Origin of the sequence: Phenylobacterium sp., from assembly GCF_036495085.1 — a bacterium.
Lineage (GTDB): Bacteria > Pseudomonadota > Alphaproteobacteria > Caulobacterales > Caulobacteraceae > Phenylobacterium.
Window position 1 is genome coordinate 1 of sequence record NZ_DASXNL010000033.1, and the last position, 20136, is coordinate 20136.

Consider the following 20136-nt stretch of genomic DNA (forward strand, 5'->3'; position numbering starts at 1 on the left):
TGGCGATGACGCGATTGTCGGGCAGGGTGACAAGATCGAACTTGCGCACCCGTGCCACCTGATCGACGCCCGCGTTGGAACGGGAGTCCGAGGCCAGCACCAGGCCCTGCGGCAGCAGGATTCCGAGGCAATAGGTCATGCGGCTCCTCTCGCCATCTGCGCCGGGTCGTCGGGCGCAACCTAAGTCCGTGAGGCGGGCGAGTCCCGGCCCGAACGACCGACTCTCATCATCAGCTCCCGCGAGGGTTGCCGCTGGCCCCGTCTTCGCGCATGTCGGACTGACGGCCCACCGTTCGTCCTTCGGGCGAACGCCAACGAGAGAGACGAGATGAAGAGCCTCCCGACCACAGGCGCCGCCCTGGCGCTCGCGATCTGCGCCGTCCAGCCCGCCGCCGCGGCGCCTGCCGCCGCCGCGCCGCAGCCGCCGACCGGCGCCTACACGATCGACAAGGCCCACACGTCGGTGACCTTCCGGGTCAGCCACCTGGGCTTCTCGCACTACACCGCCCGCTTCGCGAAGGTGGACGGCAAGCTGAAGTTCGACCCGGCGGCGCCGGCGGCCATGGCCGTGGAGGCCACCATCGACCCGCAGTCGCTGGAACTGAACGCCCCGCCAGCCGGATTCCACGACCAGCTGATGGGCAAGAGCTTCTTCGAGGCGGCCAAATATCCCGCGATCACCTTCCGCTCCACCAAGGTCGCCGTCACGGGCCCGAACACCGCCAAGGTCACCGGCGACTTCACCCTGCACGGGGTCACCAAGCCGGTGACGCTCGACGTCACCTACAACGGCGGCTGGCCGGCCAACGCCATGGACGGTAATCGCATCGGGTTCTCCGCCCACGGATCGTTGAAGCGCTCGGCCTTCGGCATGGGCTTCGGCGTGCCCGCGGCTGGCTCGAACATCGGCGTCGGCGACGACGTCGAGGTGATGATCGAGACCGAGTTCGCGAACGGCGGCCCGGCGGCTAAGCCGAAGTAGGCGAGGCCGTCCAGCTCAGCGGGACGGCGGCCCGGCGCCGCCAGCCGGCCTCGACCTGCAATGACCAGGTGCGCTGGGCGCCCGCGAAGCCGGTGGCCTCGGCGTCGGCGTCCCAGGACACCTCGGCCGCGCCCTGCAGGTGCAGCAGGTCGCCGGTCTGGAAATCGAGGAACAGCGCCGCCGCCCGCGGATAGGCCAGCATGTTGCCGAGCGTGTTGAAATAGCGGTTGCCGCGGAAGTCGGGGACCGTGAGCCGGCCTCCCTCCAGCTTCACGAAGCCCGGCCGGCCGCCGCGGTGCGAGACGTCGACCCCGCCGTCCGGACCCATGGCGGCGGTGGCGACGAAGAAGGTGTCGGCGGCGGCGATCTGGTCAGCCGCCTCGGCGTCGAGCGCGGTGAAGGTCTCGAACCGGCCGGGTGAGCGCGGCGCGGCGTGGACCTCGCGCTGCTGGATGTACTGCGGACAGTTGCCGAAGCTCTGGTCGACCACCAGCCAGTAGCCGGCCGGCGCGACCGCGGCGACGCGGCCGTTGGCGCGGTTGCGGCGGCGCGTCGCGAAGTCGATGCCCAGCAGGGCGAAGGGCGCGCCGGGCGCGAGCGCCGAAGCCATCGGGTCCCGCGGATCGAGCGCGGTCGCCACGGTCAGGGTGAGTGGGTTGGGCGCCGAGATGAAGCCGGCCGGCCCGGCGACCATGGTGGCCGCGGGTTCGCCGGCCAGGTCCAGCCCGGCCAGGACGGCGTAGGGCAGCGTCTGGAAGAAGGCCCGGTGCTGGTCGGGCATGGCCTCTCGGATGCCGTGGCCCCCGGGGCCGCCGCCGGCCAGGCGCTGGGCCTCAAGCTCCCCGGCGTGGAACGGGTCTTGCGGATGGATCATGGGGTCCTATCTGCGCCTTGCGGGAAACGGCGATAATCCGGCGCCGCCGCAAATCACCCTTCCGGGAAGCGGAACAATGGATCGGCTGGACGAACTCGAGGTCTTTGTGGCGATCGTCGAGGCCGGCAGCCTGACCGGCGCGGCCCGGCGGCTGGGGCGGTCGCAGGCCGCCGTCACCCGTGCGCTGGCGGCCCTGGAGGCGCGGGCCCGGGTCCGCCTGGCGGAGCGCACGACGCGCAAGCTCGCGCTCACCGACGCCGGCCTGCGGCTCGCCGAGCAGGCGCGTCGCGTCCTCGCCGACTATTCGGCGGCGGTGAGCGCGGAGACCGCCGAGGGCCCGCTGCACGGCCGCATCGCCGTGACCGCGCCCCTGGTGTTCGGCCGGCGTAACGTGACGCCGGTGGTCACCGCCTTCCTCGACGCGCATCCCGAGGTCTCAATCGAGCTCGTCCTGTCGGACCGCCACCTCGACCTGATCGACGAGCACCTGGACGTCGCCGTGCGGATCGGGCCCCTGGCCGACTCCGGCCTAGTGGCGCGCAAGGTCGGCGAGGTGCGCCGCGTGACGGTCGCGGCGCCCTCCTACCTCGACCGCGCGGGCGCGCCGGAGACGCCGGCGGACCTCGCGGGCCGGCAGACCATCCTCACCACCGGGCCTTCGCAGCTCGCCGAGTGGCGCTACACGGGCGCCGACGGCCGCGAGGTGGTCGTGAAGCTGAGCCCCCGGCTGACGGTGAGCGACGTCGATGCGACCCTATCGGCGGCGCGGGACGGCCATGGGATCGCGCGGCCGCTGAGCTATCAGGTCGCCGAGGACCTGGCGGCGGGGCGTCTGGTGCGACTGCTGGAGGCGTTCGAGCCCGCGCCCCTGCCGGTGCAGTTGGTGACGCCCAGCGCGCGGCTGACGCCGGTCCGGATTCGCGCCTTCCTGGACCACGCGGCGGACGCGCTGGCGGTCCTGCCGGCGGTGCGGCCTATTCCTTGGCGAGCAGATACCGCACGCCGCGCGCGGCGAGGGCCATGACGACGGCGGCCACCGCCAGCTGCGTGGCGAGGACAGTCGACCAGCCGTCGACCGCGAAGCCCATGGCGGTCACCAGAAAGGCGATCGCCAGGGCGACGCCCAGCCAATGGATGGATCGCCCGATCAGGCCCGAGGGGCCGACGTCCGAGCTCAAGGCGCGCGGCCAGATGAGGTTCGGCATGGTTCGCTCCCGCGACGGTGGCCTGGCTGGCCAAGTCGTGCTTACGCACATTCAGGGCCGACCTCGAGCGGTGAAGCTTCCCACGAAGGAGCTTTCGAAGGTGTTGCCGCCAAATGATGCAGCGACAGGCGCCGGCCGCCCGTGGAACGGCCGTCAGTGGGCGTCGAGCCAGGCCCGCATCTCGGCAGCCTCGCGGCGTCCGCTCATCAGGTAGCGGGTGTCGGCGCCGACGGTGACCAGGTCGAAGCCGCGGCCGATCATCTTCTGCGAGTAAGCCGGGCTGTTGGTGTGGACGCCGACCCGCACGCCCGCGGCCTTGCAGGCGGCGAGGATCTTGTCGAACGCCGCCATCAGGGCGGGGGCGTCGGAGTCCTGGCCGGGCGGGCCGCCCATGGCCAGCGAGAGGTCCGAGGGCCCGATGTAGACGCCGTCCAGGCCGGGCGTCGCGACGATCGCCTCGACGTTCGCGAGGCCCGCGGCGGTCTCGATCATGGCGAAGGCCAGCATCTCACCGTTGGCCTTGGCGTGGTAGTCGGCCCCGCCGTAGACGACCGCTCGCGTGGGGCCCGAGCTGCGGAACCCCTCCGGCGGATAGCGGCAGGCCTGGACGAAGGCCGCGCACTCGGCCGCGTCGTTGATCATCGGGCAGATGACGCCATAGGCGCCGGCGTCCAGCGCCCGCATGATCTCGCCGGGCTGGTTCCACGAGACCCGCACCAGCGGCGTGGCCGCGGTGGTGGAGATGGCCTGCAGCATGGCCAGCATCTCGGAATAGCCGATCACGCCGTGCTGGGTGTCGACGGTCACGGCGTCCCAGCCCATGGACGCCATCAGCTCGGCGGAGAAGGCGCCCGGCATGGAGCACCAGCCGTTGATCACCGGCTTGCCGGCGTTCCACAGTTCCCGCAGGCGGTTGGCGCGCATCTTCACTCTCCAGCTGGTCGAAGCTTACCCGGCGCTGGCGTAGGCCTTCACCAGGTCGGTCAGGTAGTCGCGGCCGGTATAGACCGCCTTGACCGCGATGTGCTCGTTCAGGCCGTGGGCGCCGCTGCCCTCGGGGCCGGACCAGAAGCCGGGGACGCCGTAGGTCGGGATGCCGACCGGGATCAGGTAAATCGCGTCGCTGGCGCCGGTGGACATAGTCGGGATCATCGGCACGCCGGGGAAGTACTTGGCGGCGACCTTCTCGGCCGGGCCCATGATCTTCGGGTCGAGCGGCGAGGGCATCGACTTGCCGCGGATCGGCTGCAGGGGGATGAGCTTGACGCCGGGGTCGCCGATGGCGGCTTCCAGTGCGGCCTTGGCGCCTTCCATGGTGGAGCCCGGGAACATCCGGCAGTTGATGTTGGCGCCGGCCCGCTGCGGCAAGGCGTTCTCGGCATGGCCGCCGTCGAGCAGGGTGGCGACGCAGGTGGTGCGCAACATCGAGTGGAACGCCCGGTCGGTATTGAGCTGCGCTTCGGCGGCTTTGTCATTGGGGTCCTTGGCGATGGCGACCATGGCTTGGCCCATAGCGTCGGTGCGCCCCGCGCCCGCCTTGGCGAAGAACGCCCGCGTCGTGTCGCTCATCGTCAGGGGGAACTCGTAGTCGCGGATCTTCAGCAGCGCCTGGGCCAGCTGGTAGATAGCGTTGTCGCGGATCGGGACCGATGAGTGGCCGCCTGGATTGGTGGTCTCCATGCGGAATTGCTGGACGACCTTTTCGCCGACCTGGATGCCCTGGGTCTGCAGGACGCCGTTCGCGTCGGCCCGGCCGCCGCCGCCTTCGTTCAAGGCGAACTCAGCGTCGATCAAGTCACGCTTGTTCTTGGCCAGCCAGTCTGCGCCGTTGAATGCTTCGAGGGTCTCTTCCCCGCAAGTCAGCGCCAGCTTGATGGTTCTCTTGGGCTGATACTTCTCCTCCTTGAAACGGATCAGCATGTCGACCCAGGTCGCGTCGATCACCTTCATGTCCGAGGTGCCGCGTCCGTAGAAGTAGCCGTTCTCCTCGATCAGGACGAAGGGGTCGCGTGTCCAGTCCGCGCGCTTGGCTTCGACGACGTCCAGGTGGCCAAGGAGCAGCATCGGTTTCGCGGTCTTGCTGGTCCCCGGCAGGATCGCGACCAAGCCGCCTTCCTTGGGATGGTCGGGGACGGAGAAGTAGCTGAGCTGGCTCTCGGCGAACCCGGCCGCCTTCAGCCGCGCTCCCATCTTTGCGGCGGCCTCCGTGCAACTCCCCGCGGAGAGCGTGGTGTTGGTCTCGACAAGCTCCTTGTAAATCTCGCGAAAGCGGACCTGGTCGGGCCGAAGGTCCGCCGCGCTCGCGGTGTGAACGAGCCCGAGCGCCAAGGCCGCGCCCAAAATCCTGCCTAACATCACAAAGCTCCCCCAAGGTTCGACGACTGCAGGCCCTTATGGAAGGCGCGGGCGAAGCTTCCAAGCCCGGGAATGTCCAGGCTCCGCCATTTCCTGCGCGTTGACATCGTTTCGGACGGCGTATCGGATCGGCAGCGGGCGGGGCTGCACGTGTTGAGGCGATCCGCCGCGGCTGTTCGAACGGGAAACGGCATGGGGCGGATGACCTTATGGGCGGCGTTGGCCGTCGCAGCGTTGACCAGCGAGGCCTTGGCGGGGCCGGCATGCGCCGCGCAGACGAAGCCGTTGTTCGCCAGCGACGAGGTGATCCGTCTCACGATCAAGGGACCGATCCCCGTGCTGGTGCAACGCGCGGCGACTTCGGAAAAGCCCATAGCCGGCTCACTGGCGGTCCAGGGCGCAGCGCCGGAGACCCTGCCGGTGGCGCTGTCGGCCCGCGGGATCACACGGCGACAGCAAGACGTGTGCACGTTTCCACCGATCCGCGTCGAGTTTCCGCAGAAGCCGCCCGCAACCTCGCTGTTCCGGGGCCAGAAGCGTCTCAAACTGGTCACCCATTGCCGGCCGGGCGAGGGGTTCCAGCAGTACGTGCTGTTGGAATACGCGGCCTACAAACTCTACAACCTTCTGACGCCGGCCAGCTTCGACGTGCGCCTCGCCAAAATCGACTACGTGGACAGCGACGGTCGCCCAATCATCTCGCGGATCGGCTACTTCATCGAAGACGCCGACGACATGGCCCGTCGCAACGACATGACCAGGTTCAGGACCAAGAGCCGGGTGCCAGTGGCCCAGCTCAACGCCCATGACGCGGCGAGGTTCGTGCTTTTTCAGAACATGATCGGCAATCTCGACTGGGCGATGACGGCGGGGCCGGCCGGCACGGATTGCTGTCACAATGCGAGGCTGATCGGCGCAGACGGGGCGACGACGAATTTTACGCCTGTGCCTTACGACTTCGATTTCTCCGGTATGGTCGACGCGCCCTATGCGACCCCACCCGCCCAGATCAAGATCCCCAACGTCCGGGTCCGACGCTACCGCGGATATTGTCGGCACAATGAGGAAGCCCAGGCCGTCGCCGCGGACCTGTCGGCGCGCCGGACGTCACTGCTGGCGGTGATTGGCGCCATACCGCAACTCGACGCGCCGATGCGCCAGAAGGCGACCGCCTATCTTGGCGGCTTCTTCGATCAGATCGGCAGCCAGGCGGGCGTCGCCGACCTCCTCAAGGCCTGCGTCTAGTAGGCGTTGCTCAGTACTGCCCGTAGCGCCCTCTCACCGACTCCAGCAGTCTTGCGGAGTCGTAGCCGACGCCGTCCTTGAAAACGATTTCGACGTTCTCGATGTCGGCGATGGCCTTGGAGGGGTCGCCTTTGACAACCACGAGGTCGGCGTCCTTGCCAGGGGTGACCGTGCCGATCTTGTCGGCCAGCCCGAGATAGGTGGCCCCGTTCAGGGTGGCGATCCTGATGGCTTCCTCGGGTTCGAAGCCGGCCTGGACGAGCAGTTCGACCCCGCGTTGATCGCCGAAACCCGGGATCACCCCGCCATTGCCGGTCGGGTCTGGGCCGGCCAGCAGCAGGCCGCCGGCGGCGACGAACTTTCGCTCCAGGGCGAGGTCGTTCTGATAGGCCCTGGCGGCGTCGGCATAGCGCTCACGCGGCGCCTGGTTCACGAGGTTGCGGGAATAGAGATAAGCCTCGCGCGCTTCGGTGGTCAGCACCGCCATAGCTCTGGGATTGAGCGCCGTGAGGCCCGGCACGCGCTCGGCGAAGACCGGCAGGGTCGAAGTCACCGCCACATGGTGCTCGACCAGGAGCTTGATCAGAGCATTCGCCGCCGGGCTGTCGGGGGTCATCGCAAGCAGGGTCGGCGTGCCGGTCCCTTGCGAACAGAGGTCCGGCTGCTTGCCCGGATCGAGTTGCGTATTGACGAAGAAGCCGTGTTCCAGGTCGTCGATGCCGAGGGTGGCGGCTTCCGGATAGGTTACCGAGCACAGGTGGCCGGTGATTTTCAGCCCGCGTCTGTGGGCCTCGTCGATAGCCGCCTTTAGCTCGGCGCGGGTGATATTCATGTAGGCCTTGAAGGAGGTGGCGCCCATGTCGGCCCAGAAGGCCACGGTGCGGCGCGCGTCCTCGGGGTCTTTCAGCTGATGCATCTGGATGAACGGGCTTCCGGCGCCTTCAAGATAGGGACCGGTGACATCCATGTGCGGCCCGACCATCCCACCGGCGTCGATCACGCTTTTCACGTTCAGGTCGGCGTAAGGCTCGACGGAGCCGGTTGTCCGCATGGTGGTGACGCCCGCCGCGAGGTAGAGCCTGGGCGAAGAGAACGTCATCTGCGGTACGACCAGCGGCGGCTCCGAATGCCCCGCAGCGTCCATGTTCGGCCGGGCGATGTAATACATGTGGTCATGCAGGCCCACGAGGCCGGGCATGACCGTGCGCCCGGTCAGGTCCAGGACTTCGGCACCTGGCGGTGCGGCCATATCCGGTCCACCGACCGCGGCGATCTTTCCGTCTGCCACGACAACGGTCCTGTCCGGCTGAACCGCAGCGCCGGTTCCGTCGATCACCTGCACGTGGCGAAGCACGACGGCCTTGGCGCTGACCCGGACGAACGGCTGCACCGCGGCGCCGGGAGAAACAGGCGGCGCCAGGATGGCGGGTTGGGCCCCTGCGCCTGTCAGCGTGACGAGCGCCCACGCGCTCCCCAGGATCCAACGCTTCAACATCTCCAGCACCCCTCCACGGCCAAGCCCGGCGGACCCTAACGTCCGGACGAAGCGCTTGCCATTTTTCAAACGCTTGTTAGTCACTCAGCCCCGACGACCTGCGCCGAAGTGACCAGCGAGGACGAGTATCCATGGCCGAAGACGTGAAGCCGGTTGAGACTCCCGTTGGTGGATATGACGACCGGCCGATCCACACCGAGGTCCCGCTCCCGCCTGAGGTGCAGGCCCCGCTGGCCGAGTACAAGGGCGAACCGCCGCCATCGCCGTCATGGTTCAGGGAGGCCATCGCCCGCGAACCGGAGCGGGTGTTCGTCGAATCGCTGGGTTCAAAGCTCGAAGTGCTGACCTGGGGCGAGATCGGTAAGCCCGGGCTCCTGTTCGTGCACGGCAACTCGGCTCATGCCGACTGGTGGAGCTTCATCGCTCCGTATTTCGCCGACGACTATCGGGTGGCGTCGATGTCCCTGGCCGGCATGGGCGCCTCCGATTGGCGCGATCGCTATTCATTCACCGACTTCGCCGATGACGCCGAGGCTGTCTCGCGCGCCGTGGGCCTCTATGAGGGCGGGCAGAAGCCGATCTACGTCGGCCACTCGTTCGGCGGCGGGCAAGTATTCTTCGCCGCCGTGCGCCATCCCGAACACATGCACGCCGCAGTCATGGTCGACACCGGCTTCGGTCCCCCGCCCGAGGAACTCGCCAAGCGCCAGGCGCAGATGGAGGCGGTCCGCAACATTCCGACAGTCGATCGCCCCAGCCGGGTCTATCCGACGCTGGAGGCGGCGCTCGCCCGCTTCCGCCTGATGCCGCCGCAACCGGCCGGCAATCCCTTCATCGCCGACTTCATCGCCCGCCGCTCCTTGAAGAAGGTCCCGATGCCTGACGGGTCCGGCGAGGGCTTCACCTGGCGGTTCGATCCCAACATGTGGGCCAAGCTCGACCGTGAGCGCGCGATGAGCGGCGATTTCGGCCAGGCTGCCGGCGTCACGACGCCCATGGTGCACATCTACGGCGCCAAGAGCCGAATCGTGGAGCACCGCAAGTCGGGGGCGCCCTCGCCATTCCCCGTCGGGATGGTCGAAATCGAGATCCCGGATTCGCACCACCACATCATGATCGACCAGCCCCTGGCGCTGGTCGCGGCGCTTCGTGCGCTATTGGCCGCATGGCCCGCGGGTTGAGCCCAGCCCCGGTCTCGTGTAGCAACCCCGCCCACAAATCCCCGTCAAAGAGAGCGTAGTCCCTATGGCCGGTCCGGCTTCCAACTACCAACGCGGTGAAATGGACATCCAAGAGCAAGTGTCGACCTTCGAGCTTGTCATGCACATGACCAAGTGGGGCAGCCTGGCGGTGACCTCCATGCTTGTGCTGCTGGTGTTGTGGTTCTGCACCGGGGTCGGCTTCTTCACGGCGGCGCTCACCTCGGCGGTCGTGGCGACGCTCGGCGTGATCTTCCTGCGCAACGGCGCCGGCGCCGAGCACTAGGCTTCTGGACGACACCGAGGCTGTGCCTTCGCCCGCGGGCCTTCGAGCCGGCTGGACAGAATCTGACGCACACCCCTAAGGTCCGGCGCAATCTTAGGAGAGCCGTCGAATCATGGCCGTCATTGCCGTCACCAGGGAGCGCCGCGCCGGTGAGACGCGCGTCGCCGCAGTTCCCGAGACGGTGAAGAAGCTGGTCGCTTCGGGGTTTTCGATCGTGATCGAGGCCGGCGCGGGGGCGGTGGCTTCCTATGTCGATGCCGACTACCAGGCAGCTGGCGCGACGCTCGCCAAATCCGCCAAGGACGCGCTCGCCAAGGCCGATATCCTCTTCAAGGTCCGGGCTCCCGAAGCCGAGGAGATCGCCGCGATCAAGCCAGGCACGCTGGTCGTGGCCACCCTAAATCCATATCAGGATCGAGCCGCGCTCGACGGCCTCGCCAAAGCCAAGGCGACGGCCTTCGCCATGGAGTTCGTACCCCGGATCACCCGCGCCCAAATGATGGACGTATTGTCATCCCAGGCCAACCTCGCCGGCTATCGGGCGGTCATAGAGGGAGCTGAGGCCTACGGCCGGGCCATGCCGATGATGATGACCGCCGCGGGCACCATCGCCGCGGCGAAGGTGTTCGTCATGGGCGTGGGCGTCGCCGGTCTGCAGGCCATCGCGACCGCCAGGCGGCTGGGGGCGGTCGTCACCGCAACCGATGTTCGCCCTGCCACCAAGGAGCAGGTCGAGAGCCTCGGCGCGAAGTTCCTCGCTGTTGAGGACGAGGAGTTCAAGAACGCCCAGACCGCCGGCGGCTACGCCAAGGAGATGAGCGCTGAGTACCAGGCCAAACAGGCAGAGCTGGTCTCAGGACACATCGCCAAGCAGGACATGGTGATCACGACCGCGTTGATTCCAGGTCGTCCGGCGCCGAAGTTGGTCTCGGCCGCCCAGGTCGCCTCGATGAAACCCGGCTCGGTGATTGTCGACCTGGCTATCGAGCAGGGGGGCAACGTCGTGGGCGCCAAGCTCGGCGAGGCCGCTGTCACCAAGAACGGCGTGAAGATCCTGGGCCTGCCGAACTTGCCGGGAAGGGTCGCCACCGACGCCTCGGCGCTCTACGCCCGAAACCTGATGGCCTTTGCGGGCCTGTTCCTCGACAAGGACGGCAAGTTCGCCCCGGACTACGCAGATGAGATCCTGCAGGCGGCTCTGGTCACCCGCGACGGCGCCGTCGTGCATCCGTCATTGAAGGGGTAGCTTCATGGAAGCCGTCGACCCGACCGTCTTCCGCCTGGCGATCTTCGTGCTGGCGATTTTCGTGGGCTACTACGTCGTCTGGAGCGTGACGCCGGCCCTGCACACGCCCTTGATGGCGGTCACCAACGCCATCTCCTCGGTGATCATCGTCGGCGCGCTGCTTGCCGTGGCGGCGCACGCGACAGGCGGCGAAATGACCCCGAGCATCATGATCTCCAAAGGCGCCGGCGCGGTCGCTGCGACCTTCGCCTCGGTCAACATCTTCGGCGGCTTCCTCGTCGTTCGCCGCATGCTGGCGATGTACAAGAAAAAGGACCCGGTCCTGAAGAAGGAAGCCGCATGACCGGTGGACTCGGAATGAACGCCAATCTCGCGGCTATCCTCTACCTGATCTCCGGCGTCCTCTTCATCCTGGCCCTCCGGGGCCTCTCCTCGCCGACCACCAGCCAGACGGGCAATCGCAACGGCATGATCGGCATGGCGATCGCCGTCGGCACGACCCTGGCCACGCTCTGGACCCAAGGCGTTCTCGACGGCCTGACGCTCGGCCTGGTCGCCGGCGGCGTGGCTATCGGCGGAACGGTTGGGGCGGTGATCGCCCGGCGCGTGGCCATGACCGCCATGCCGCAGCTCGTGGCAGCCTTCCACAGCCTGGTCGGCATGGCCGCCTGCCTTGTGGCGGTGGCCGCGATCCATACGCCCCAGGCCTACGGCATCGCCGGGGCCGACGGGGTCGTCCACTTGAATTCGCTGATCGAGCTGTCGATCGGCCTGGCCATCGGCGCGGTGACTTTCACTGGCTCGGTGATCGCCTTCGCCAAGCTGAACGGCAACATGAGCGGCGCGCCGATCCTGCTGCCTGCCCGCCACCTGATCAACATCGCCATCGGCGCGGCCATCGTGGTCCTGGTGGTCATGCTGGTGATGAGCGGCGGCTCGGCGCTCTGGGCGTTCTGGGGGATCTTCGCGCTGGCGCTGCTGATCGGGGTGACCCTATCATCCCGATCGGCGGGGCGGCCATGCCGGTCGTGGTGTCGATGCTGAACAGCTACTCAGGCTGGGCGGCCGCCGCGCTGGGCTTCACGCTTGAGAACACCACCCTGATCATCACCGGCGCGCTGGTCGGCTCTTCCGGCGCGATCCTCAGCTACATCATGTGCAAAGGGATGAACCGCAGCTTCATCTCAGTGATCCTGGGCGGCTTCGGCGGCGACGACGCTGCTTCGGCCGCAAGCGGAAAGGCCGAGACGAGGCCTGTAAAGCAGGGCAGCGCGGAGGACGCGGCCTTCATCATGAAGAACGCGTCCAAGGTGATCATCGTCCCTGGTTACGGCATGGCGGTCAGCCAGGCGCAGCACGCCCTGCGAGAGATGGCCGACAAGCTCAAGGAGGAGGGCGTCGACGTTAAGTACGCCATCCATCCGGTCGCCGGCCGGATGCCGGGCCACATGAACGTGCTGCTGGCCGAGGCCAATGTCCCCTACGACGAGGTCTTCGAACTTGAGGACATCAATGCCGAATTCCCCACCGCCGACGTGGCTTTTGTGATCGGCGCCAACGATGTCACCAACCCTGCCGCAAAGACCGATCCAACCAGCGCCATCTACGGCATGCCGATTCTCGACGTGGAAAAGGCGCGCACCGTGCTCTTCGTGAAGCGCGGCATGGCCGCCGGCTATGCCGGCGTCGAGAACGAACTCTTCTTCCGCGACAACACCATGATGCTGTTCGGGGACGCCAAGAAGATGGTCGAGGGCATCCTCAAGGCGCTCTAGACGGCGCAGGCTGCCGGCAGTTTTCGGTTTATTGCGGGGTCAGACCACGACTGACCTCGACGCGTCACAATGGCCTGACCATATGAGCGGGCACCCCGTTTTTTCGGAGACGCCCCATGAAATACAACCAGCTCGGCCGCACGGGCCTGTTCGTTTCCGAAATCTGCCTTGGCACCATGACCTTCGGCGGCGCTGAAAACGCCGGCATCTGGAAGGCCATCGGGGCGCTGCAGCAAGGGGAGGTGGACGGCATCGTCGGCCGGGCGCTGGAGGCGGGGGTCAACTTCTTCGACACAGCCGATGTCTACTCTTTCGGTGAGTCCGAGAAACTGCTGGGCCTGGCCTTCAAGAACCTCAAGACGAAGCGCAAGGACATTGTCATCGCCACCAAGGTTTTTGGCGAAATGGGGCCGCGCCCCAACGACCGCGGGGCCAGCCGCGGCCATATCATGGACAGCGTCCAGGGGAGCCTCGATCGCCTCCAGACCGACCACATCGACCTCTACCAAATCCACGGCAACGATACGGTCACGCCGATCGACGAGACGCTGCGCGCCCTCGACGACCTCGTGAGCCAGGGCCTGGTACGCTACGTCGGCGTCTCCAACTGGGCCGGCTGGAAGATCGCCAAGGCGCTGGGACTCAGCGACGCCAAGGGCTATGCCCGTTTCGAGACGCTGCAGGCCTACTATTCCATCGCCGGACGCGACCTGGAGCGCGAACTGGTCCCAATGCTCACCTCTGAGCAACTCGGCCTGATGGTCTGGTCGCCGCTCGCCGGGGGGCTTCTCTCCGGCAAATTCGGGCCGGGTTCCAACAATCCGGAGGGCTCGCGCCGCACGACCTTCGACTTTCCGCCCGTGGACAAGGACCGCGCCTGGAGGTGCGTCGAGGTAATGCGCGAGGTCGGCGAGGCGCACGACGCCTCGGTGGCCCGGGTGGCGTTGGCCTGGATCCTCCAAAAGCCGTCGGTGATGAGCATCATCATCGGCGCCAAGACGTTGGAACAGCTGGACGACAATTTGGCGGCCGCCGACCTGAAGCTGACGCCGGAGGACATGGCCAAGCTCGACGAGGTCAGCGAATTGCCGCCCGAATATCCCGGCTGGATGTTCGCCCGCCAAGGCGGTGCGCGGCGGCCGAAACCCTTCGTCAGGGCGAGCTGAGGCCACCCGCCGATGTCCGTGACGAGATCCCGATCCGTTCACCGGCCACCGCCCAAGCCGCCTCGCGGCGAAATGATCGATGTCGGCGGCCGACACCTGCGCGTCGTGCGCGCCGGCCCGGTGACCCAACGGCCGACAATCGTTCTGGAGCATGGCGCCTTCGGATGCGCCTCGGATTGGGCGGTCGTGCAGGAGCGCTTGGCCGCCAAGGGGCTGGCGAGTCTGGCTTATGATCGCGCGGGTCTTGGCCACTCCGATCCCGGACCGAAGCCGCGAGACGGCCACGCCATCGTCTCCGACCTCGCGGCCCTGCTGCGGGAGATCGACGAAGACGGACCGCTGGTCCTGGTCGGCCATTCCATGGGGGGGTTGATGGTCCGTCTCTACACCCTGACCCATACAAGGCAGGTGTTGGGGGTCGTGCTCGTCGATGCGGTCACGCCGGAAGTCATGGCCTCCCCGGTCGGCGCAAAGGCCGTCCAGGCCTTCTCGCGGATGCTGGGGTGGGTCAGCCAAGGCGCGCGGTTCGGCATGATGCGGCCCGTGGCGGCTCTCGCCGGCGACCGTATCGGGCTGACGCCGGAGGCCGCGGCCGAAAAGCGGCGAATCCACGGTTCAGCGCCGCACGCGCGCTGGGCGGCGGAAGAAGTCGGCCAGTGGAGCACGACCTCGGATCAGGCCCGCGTCGCCGACTTCCCGCCGAGCATGCCGGTCGCCGTGGTCACCGCCGGGGCCTCCACCAGCACGGCGTTGAAGCAGGTGCAGATGATTCCCGCTCTCGCCTCGCGCAATGGGTACATCGAACACGTCGCCCGCGCCGGCCACGCGAGCCTCCTCGGACGCCGCTTTGCCGATCCGATCGTGCGCGGCGTCGAGCATGTCCTCGCCACGACGCACCGCTAGGCTGGTTCGCGGTCCACGGCGCCGCAGGCCGCCAGGAGGCGGTCGTAGCCGAGCGGTGTCAGGCGCAGACCACGAACCTCGCCAACCGTCGGGCAGGCGAGCGATCCCGTCGCGTCGACCACGGCCGGCAGAGCCCGACGCGCGTTCGGCGAAAATGTCTTGATGAGCTTCTGTTCCCGGGACGAAAGCCGGCCGGCTTGCCCCGCAAGCCGGCGAACTTCGCAGGGCTGCTCGGCCCGAATCTCGAAACGTCCGTCCCAGACCCCGGTTTGCCCCGCGGCGAGCCGCAGCGGCGCCAGGCCGCCTCGGGAGGCTTCGCCGGCTTCGCGCTCGACCCGGACAATCGCTCTGACTGCTTCGATCCGCGCGCCGGCTAAAGTGGCGATGACGTCGTCCACGCCGGTCAGGCGGTCTGTCAGGCTCTGCACCCGGACAGAAGCCGGCGGGCGGCCTTCCCCCGCGGCGCAGAGGCAGGCGGCTGCTACGAACCGTTGCGCTGCGAGCGTCGCGGCTCCACGCAGTAAGTCGCGGTCCAGTTCCAGGCCGCCGCCGGCATCCGGCCGGCAGGCGATCGCTAGGTCATTGGGGAGCGGTTCCTCTGGCCGCGCGGGTGACAGGCTCGGCGGCCGGGCAAGCGCCTGGCGGGCTCTGGGCCGCGCATAGCCCAGATCGAGGTTGGCGGGGTCATCAATCCAGGTCTCGGCCCGCGCCTTCAACCAATCGCGGATCGCGCTTCGGCGGATGCTCAGTAAGGGCCGTAGCAGGAAGAGGCCGCGGCCTTGCGGCCAGACGGGCGAGGGCGACCACCCGCGCGGATCGGGTGTCGTGGAGCCCGACGCTCGCATCAGCTGGGCCTCCAGAAGATCGTCGGCCGTGTGGCCCATCAGAATGACCCGCGCGCCAATGTCTCGCGCCGCCTCGGCGAGCAGGGTATGCCGCGCGGCGCGGGCCGCAGCCGGCAGGCCGGTGACAGGCTTTTCGGCGGTCCAGTCCAGGCTGCGGAAAGCCAGGCCAAGTCGCGTCGCTGTCGCCGCGCAGGCCCTCGTCCAGGCTGCGCTCTGCGACTGAAGCCTGTGGTCGACGGTGAGGACCACGAGTTCGCGCTCGGCCTGCGCCGCCCACTCGGCGGCTGCAAGCAAAAGGGCGATCGAGTCGCCTCCACCGGAAAGGGCGACGGTGATCGGGCGCCTGCTGCCGGGCAGCAATCGGCGGTCCAGGACCTCGCCGACCCTCTGTTGGAGATCGGGCGCTGTGTTCGTTCGGGCGATTCCTACGCGCACTTCGCCTGGGCGCGCACCGCCGCGGCCCGTGTGGTCACCGCGGCGGGCGCCTTTGGGTATCTACGTTTCAGCTCGGCCAGGGTTTCACACGCGTCCGCCGGCTTCTTCACCCCGACGAGTGCGCGGGAGAGCTCGACCACCGCGTCGGGAGCCCAGGCGGTCTGCGGCCAGCCTCGGATCGCGCCGATGAAGGCGCCGGCCGCCTTAATATTGTCGCCCCGCACCATCAGCGTCTTGCCCCACCAGTAGCGCGCTTCAGGCGTTTTGGTCGTGTCCGGGTAGGTTGTGACGTAGCTGCTGAAGGCGCCCTCCGCTGCGTCGTAGTCTCCGCTCAGCATGAGTTGGCGGGCCTTGGCGAAGGCGTCAGCCGCAGCTGCCTTGTTATCTGCGGGTTGGGGCGAAGCCTCCGGCGGCGGCGGCGGCGCCGGCGGCGGCGCCGCTGCGGCGGCCTCGGCCATCTTCTGCTCGTCGGCGCTCAGGCGGTCGCTTAACGCCTTCAACTGGTTTTTCAGGGCGCTGTTGTCGCGCTGGGCCTGGTCGAGTTCGTGGGTCGCGGCTTCCAGCGTGCCGTTGAGCTTCGTCAGGGTTTGCTCGAGGTCCGTTATCTTGCTGGCCTGTTCGGCAATGCGCGCGTCCGTGTCCGCCGGCTGGACGACCACTGGAGCGCCCGTCTTCTGGGCGTGGAAGACAATGTCACGCAACTCGCGCACGACCTTTTCCATCCGATCCATGCGCTTGGCGTCACGCGCGTCCAGCGGATCATCCATCGGGGTCTGGGCAAACGCCAACCCGGCGAAAGGGGGAGCGGACAGGAGCACCGCTCCTGCCGCCAAGCCCAGCACGCGAAGGCGTACCCGGCGCATCATTGCATCCGGGCGCCGCTGACGACGGCGGTGTGAGCGTTACGGTTGCGTTGGTCGGTCTCATCGCCCGAGCCGAGATCGATGGGCTTTTCTTTGCCAAACGAGACCGTGGAGATTCGGGACGGTTCGATACCGTGCGAGACCAGGTACTCGCGCACGGCATTGGCGCGTCGGGCGCCCAGGGCGAGGTTGTATTCCCGCGTGCCACGCTCGTCGCAGTTGCCCTCGATGCGCACCTGAACGGCCGGGTAGCGCTTCAACCAGCCCGCCTGGGCGTCAAGCAAAGGCATTGCGTCGGTGCGGATCGAATATTGGTCGAAGTCGAAAAACACCCGGTCGCCGATGTTGATCACGAAGTCCCGCTCCGATCCGGGCAGCGCGCCCTGCGTGACCGGCTGGGGCGGCGGCGGCGCATAGGGCGCAGGCGGCGGCGCGGGCTGGGCGGCGGACGGCGGGGTCGTCGGGTAAGCCGGCTTGGGCTTGGAAGCGCAGGCGGCTATCGATAGGGCCGTTGCGGCGAGAATCGTGAGGCGCACGGCGCTCCCGACGTTGCGGGTCGTGACCATATTGATGAGGTCCTCCTTGGAAAGCGCGCCGGCGGCGCAGGGGCAAAGTCTATCGTCAGGCTTGACCGTGCAAGCCTAGTTCAACAACGGCGACCAGGCTGGATCCGATCCCGCGCCCGGGTAGGGCATCGGCTGCGAGATGCGACCCGTGACATCGACGCTCCACAGTTTCGAGCCGCCGCCGGCCCCCTCGCGACTGAACAGCAGGACCCGTCCATTGGGCGCCCAGGCCGGCCCTTCGTCGAGGTAGCTGGAGGTTAGGATCCGTTCGTCCGAGCCGTCTGGCTTCATGACGCCGATGCTGAATTGGCCGCCAACCTGTTTGGTGAAGGCGATGAACTCGCCCGTCGGGCTCCAGACAGGCGTGGTGTAGCGGCCCTGGCCGAATGTGATCCGCCGCGGGTTCGAACCGTCCGCGCCCATGATGTAGAGTTGCGGCGAGCCGGAGCGATCAGAGTTGAATACGATCTTCGATCCATCCGGCGAGAAGGAGGGCGAGGTGTCGATCGCAGGATCGGCCGTCAGCCTGGCGATCGATCGGCTCTTCAGGTCCATCACGAAGACGTCGCTGTTGCCGTTACGCTCCACGGAGAAGGCGACCTTCGCGCCGTCCGGCGAAAAACGCGGGGCGAAAACCATGCCCTTGAAATCGCCGAGACTTTCCTGCCGGTTGGTATCAAGGTTCAGGAGAAAGATCTTCGAGCCCTCGGGCCGAAGCTCCATGTAGGTGATCTCCTGGCTGGTCGCCGAGAAGCGGGGCGTCATGATGATCGAGGAGCCGTCGGTCAGGTAGCTCGGGTTCGCACCGTCCTGGTCCATGATCGCCAGGCGTTTGGTTTTCTTCCCCCGTGCGCCGGACTCCGCCACGAAGACCACGCGGGTGTCGAAATAGCCCTTCTCGCCGGTCAGGCGCTCGTAGACGGCGTCGGAGATCTTGTGCGCGACGCGCCGCCAGTTTTCCGGGCTGGCGGCGAACCGCTGGCCCAGCAACTCCTTCGCTGCGAAGACATCTGAAAGGCGGAAGTCGACCTGAAGGCGACCGGCGACGTTGCTGGCCTGGCCGTAGAGCAGGGCTTGAGCGTTGATCTTCTGCCAGGCCGGATAGTCGGGTTGCACGGCGGCGTTCAGGTCGTGATCGGTGAAGCTTGCCGGATCCAGCGGCCGAAACAATCCCGAGCGCTGAAGGTTGGCTGAGATCACGCCGGCGATGTCGGCGCCCACCTGACCGCCCCCGAAGGCGGGAATCGCGATGGGTAGCGGCTGGACGTCGCCTCGGTTGACGTTGACCTCGATCTCAGCGCGGGCCGCTGACGCCGCAAGGACAGCCGCCGGCAAGGCCGCCAACGCCATCAGCACGGAGCGTTTGGAGATGGGCGTCATCAGGGGCAGGCCTCGCGCGCATTGAAGTTGACGGCAATCTTCTCGCCGTAGAAATCCCGAGGGAGGGTGCGGAACGGGGCGGCGGCGTAGACCGCGCTAACCGCCCGCTCGGCGGCTGTCCGCGAGACGGCCGTCTGGGCGCCCTTGATCTGCGGGGCGACGTCACCGACGACCTGACCGCCGGAGCCAATCGTGAATGTCACGCGCACCTGCACGTCGCGGCCGCCTTCAACTTCGCAGTTGGGATTCCAGCGGCGCTGCAGTTCGTCCGTCAGCCCGCTAAGGGCTGCGGCGGAGACGCCAGCACCCAACGCCGGCCGGGCTTGGGTCGCCGTTTCCGGGCGCGCAGGGCCCTTCGCCGCCGACGAAGGCTTGGCCTGCGCGGGTTTGGCGAGTTTCGAGATGCTGGCGGAGAGCGCGTCCAGGTCGAGGCTCTTTTCGGGCTTGGCCGGTGGCGCAGGTTTTGCGGGAGCAGGCGCCGGGATCGGCTTGACGAGCTTGGGTTTAGGTTCGGGTTTGGGCGGCGGCGCGGGCTTCGGTTCCGGGGCGGGGGGTGTCGATTCCAGCGGCGCCTGGGCGACCGGCTCGTCGGCTTGCGCAGTCTGCTCGACGGGGGCCTGGTCGGCCTGGTGGACCTCGGTGGCAGGGGCCTTGGAAACGATGGTTACAGGCACCGCCGATCCGACCTTCAGATCGCGGGCGAAGTTCCAGGAGATCAACAGCGAAATGGCGACGGCGGCGTGCAACAGCACGGACCCCATCATCGCTGGCGACAGCTCCCTGCGGGTCATTGCGCGCCGGCCTCCGCGGGCGCGCCGCGCGGCCGGGGAGCCGAAGCGGTCTTGGCGCCGGAAGACGGGCCGCCCGTGTCGGTGATCAGATTGATCGCGGTGAAGCCGGACGTCGACAGCGCCGCCATCACCTGAGCCACCACCGCATAGGCCGCCTTGCCGTCGGCACGGACGTAGAGCGGCTTGGACGTGTCAGGCCCGGCCATCTCGTGCAGACGGGGGGAAAGGTCGGCGAAGGGAACAGGGTCCTCCTTCACGAAGATCGAGCCGTCGGCGCGGATCGAGACGGTCAGCGGTTCCGACTGGTCCTGCAGTGACCCCGCCTCGGTCTTCGGCAGATCCACCGGCACGCCGACCGTCAGCAGGGGGGCCGAGATCATGAAGACGATCAGCAACACCAGCATCACGTCGACCAGCGGCGTTACATTGATCTCCGAGAGCGCGCCGCGGCGGCTACGACCGCCGCGGCGGCGGCCCCGAGCACGGCCGGCGGCGGCGAAGGCGTCATTGGTCGAGAGCGCCACG

At 67.8% G+C, this 20136-nt stretch carries 20 protein-coding genes and 1 pseudogene; 10 read left to right on the forward strand and 11 right to left on the reverse strand.

What is annotated here, in order from left to right; all coding sequences use genetic code 11:
- Positions 1-328 precede the first annotated feature (328 nt).
- The gene (locus tag VGI62_RS05270) at positions 329-982 is read left to right on the forward strand and encodes a YceI family protein (RefSeq protein ID WP_331503348.1); all 654 of its coding nucleotides are present in this window, start codon (positions 329-331) and stop codon (positions 980-982) included.
- On the opposite strand, the gene VGI62_RS05275 is transcribed toward VGI62_RS05270, so the two are convergent.
- Positions 969-1856: a pyridoxamine 5'-phosphate oxidase family protein gene (locus tag VGI62_RS05275; RefSeq protein ID WP_331503349.1), complete on the reverse strand. Its 888-nt coding sequence runs from the start codon at positions 1854-1856 to the stop codon at positions 969-971. The two genes, VGI62_RS05270 and VGI62_RS05275, sit on opposite strands and share 14 nt — an antisense overlap.
- Positions 1857-1932: 76 nt before the next feature.
- Between VGI62_RS05275 and VGI62_RS05280 the strand changes: the two genes are divergently transcribed.
- Entirely contained in the window at positions 1933-2880 is a 948-nt protein-coding gene (locus tag VGI62_RS05280) for a LysR family transcriptional regulator (protein WP_331503350.1), read from the forward strand.
- Here VGI62_RS05280 and VGI62_RS05285 read toward each other — a convergent pair.
- From VGI62_RS05285 to VGI62_RS05295, 3 genes are all read right to left on the reverse strand, one after another.
- Positions 2831-3061, reverse strand: a complete 231-nt coding sequence (locus tag VGI62_RS05285) for a hypothetical protein (RefSeq protein ID WP_331503351.1) — start codon at positions 3059-3061, stop codon at positions 2831-2833. The two genes, VGI62_RS05280 and VGI62_RS05285, sit on opposite strands and share 50 nt — an antisense overlap.
- Before the next feature lie 153 nt (positions 3062-3214).
- Complete coding sequence (locus VGI62_RS05290; protein WP_331503352.1) at positions 3215-3985, reverse strand: HpcH/HpaI aldolase family protein; 771 nt, start codon at positions 3983-3985, stop codon at positions 3215-3217.
- 24 nt (positions 3986-4009) lie between these two features.
- On the reverse strand, positions 4010-5416 hold the full coding sequence (locus tag VGI62_RS05295) for a M20/M25/M40 family metallo-hydrolase (protein ID WP_331503353.1): 1407 nt from the start codon (positions 5414-5416) through the stop codon (positions 4010-4012).
- 192 nt (positions 5417-5608) lie between these two features.
- Between VGI62_RS05295 and VGI62_RS05300 the strand changes: the two genes are divergently transcribed.
- On the forward strand, positions 5609-6661 hold the full coding sequence (locus VGI62_RS05300; protein WP_331503354.1) for a hypothetical protein: 1053 nt from the start codon (positions 5609-5611) through the stop codon (positions 6659-6661).
- A 10-nt stretch (positions 6662-6671) separates the two neighbouring features.
- Here VGI62_RS05300 and VGI62_RS05305 read toward each other — a convergent pair whose 3' ends face one another.
- A complete protein-coding gene (locus tag VGI62_RS05305) occupies positions 6672-8156 on the reverse strand; it encodes an amidohydrolase family protein (RefSeq protein WP_331503355.1) in 1485 nt (494 codons plus the stop codon).
- A gap of 131 nt (positions 8157-8287) precedes the next feature.
- Between VGI62_RS05305 and VGI62_RS05310 the strand changes: the two genes are divergently transcribed.
- From VGI62_RS05310 to VGI62_RS05340, 7 genes and pseudogenes are all read left to right on the forward strand, one after another.
- On the forward strand, positions 8288-9337 hold the full coding sequence (locus tag VGI62_RS05310; RefSeq protein ID WP_331503356.1) for an alpha/beta hydrolase: 1050 nt from the start codon (positions 8288-8290) through the stop codon (positions 9335-9337).
- A 64-nt stretch (positions 9338-9401) separates the two neighbouring features.
- Positions 9402-9641, forward strand: a complete 240-nt coding sequence (locus VGI62_RS05315) for an aa3-type cytochrome c oxidase subunit IV (RefSeq protein ID WP_331503357.1) — start codon at positions 9402-9404, stop codon at positions 9639-9641.
- A gap of 112 nt (positions 9642-9753) precedes the next feature.
- Entirely contained in the window at positions 9754-10887 is a 1134-nt protein-coding gene (locus tag VGI62_RS05320) for a Re/Si-specific NAD(P)(+) transhydrogenase subunit alpha (RefSeq protein ID WP_331503358.1), read from the forward strand.
- Positions 10888-10891: 4 nt separating this feature from the next.
- Complete coding sequence (locus tag VGI62_RS05325) at positions 10892-11230, forward strand: NAD(P) transhydrogenase subunit alpha (RefSeq protein ID WP_331503359.1); 339 nt, start codon at positions 10892-10894, stop codon at positions 11228-11230.
- A gap of 14 nt (positions 11231-11244) precedes the next feature.
- A pseudogene (locus tag VGI62_RS05330) lies at positions 11245-12662 on the forward strand (NAD(P)(+) transhydrogenase (Re/Si-specific) subunit beta).
- A 116-nt stretch (positions 12663-12778) separates the two neighbouring features.
- Positions 12779-13828 carry an aldo/keto reductase gene (locus tag VGI62_RS05335; RefSeq protein ID WP_331503360.1) on the forward strand — a complete coding sequence of 350 codons (1050 nt, stop codon included), beginning with the start codon at positions 12779-12781 and terminating at the stop codon, positions 13826-13828.
- 72 nt (positions 13829-13900) lie between these two features.
- A complete protein-coding gene (locus VGI62_RS05340; RefSeq protein WP_331503361.1) occupies positions 13901-14731 on the forward strand; it encodes an alpha/beta fold hydrolase in 831 nt (276 codons plus the stop codon).
- Here the strand turns inward: VGI62_RS05340 and tilS are convergent.
- The 6 genes from tilS to VGI62_RS05370 form a co-directional block, all read right to left on the reverse strand.
- Positions 14728-15936, reverse strand: a complete 1209-nt coding sequence (gene tilS / locus VGI62_RS05345; RefSeq protein WP_331503362.1) for a tRNA lysidine(34) synthetase TilS — start codon at positions 15934-15936, stop codon at positions 14728-14730. The two genes, VGI62_RS05340 and tilS, sit on opposite strands and share 4 nt — an antisense overlap.
- A 65-nt stretch (positions 15937-16001) precedes the next feature.
- Complete coding sequence (ybgF, locus tag VGI62_RS05350) at positions 16002-16874, reverse strand: tol-pal system protein YbgF (RefSeq protein ID WP_331503363.1); 873 nt, start codon at positions 16872-16874, stop codon at positions 16002-16004.
- Complete coding sequence (pal, locus tag VGI62_RS05355) at positions 16874-17440, reverse strand: peptidoglycan-associated lipoprotein Pal (protein WP_331503364.1); 567 nt, start codon at positions 17438-17440, stop codon at positions 16874-16876. Before pal ends, ybgF begins: the two co-directional genes overlap by 1 nt.
- A 75-nt stretch (positions 17441-17515) precedes the next feature.
- Positions 17516-18811, reverse strand: coding sequence for a Tol-Pal system beta propeller repeat protein TolB (gene tolB, locus VGI62_RS05360; RefSeq protein WP_331503403.1), 1296 nt, complete (start codon positions 18809-18811; stop codon positions 17516-17518).
- A gap of 8 nt (positions 18812-18819) precedes the next feature.
- Positions 18820-19611: an energy transducer TonB gene (locus tag VGI62_RS05365; RefSeq protein WP_331503365.1), complete on the reverse strand. Its 792-nt coding sequence runs from the start codon at positions 19609-19611 to the stop codon at positions 18820-18822.
- On the reverse strand, positions 19608-20135 hold the full coding sequence (locus VGI62_RS05370; RefSeq protein ID WP_331503366.1) for an ExbD/TolR family protein: 528 nt from the start codon (positions 20133-20135) through the stop codon (positions 19608-19610). Before VGI62_RS05370 ends, VGI62_RS05365 begins: the two co-directional genes overlap by 4 nt.
- Position 20136: the final 1 nt, after the last annotated feature.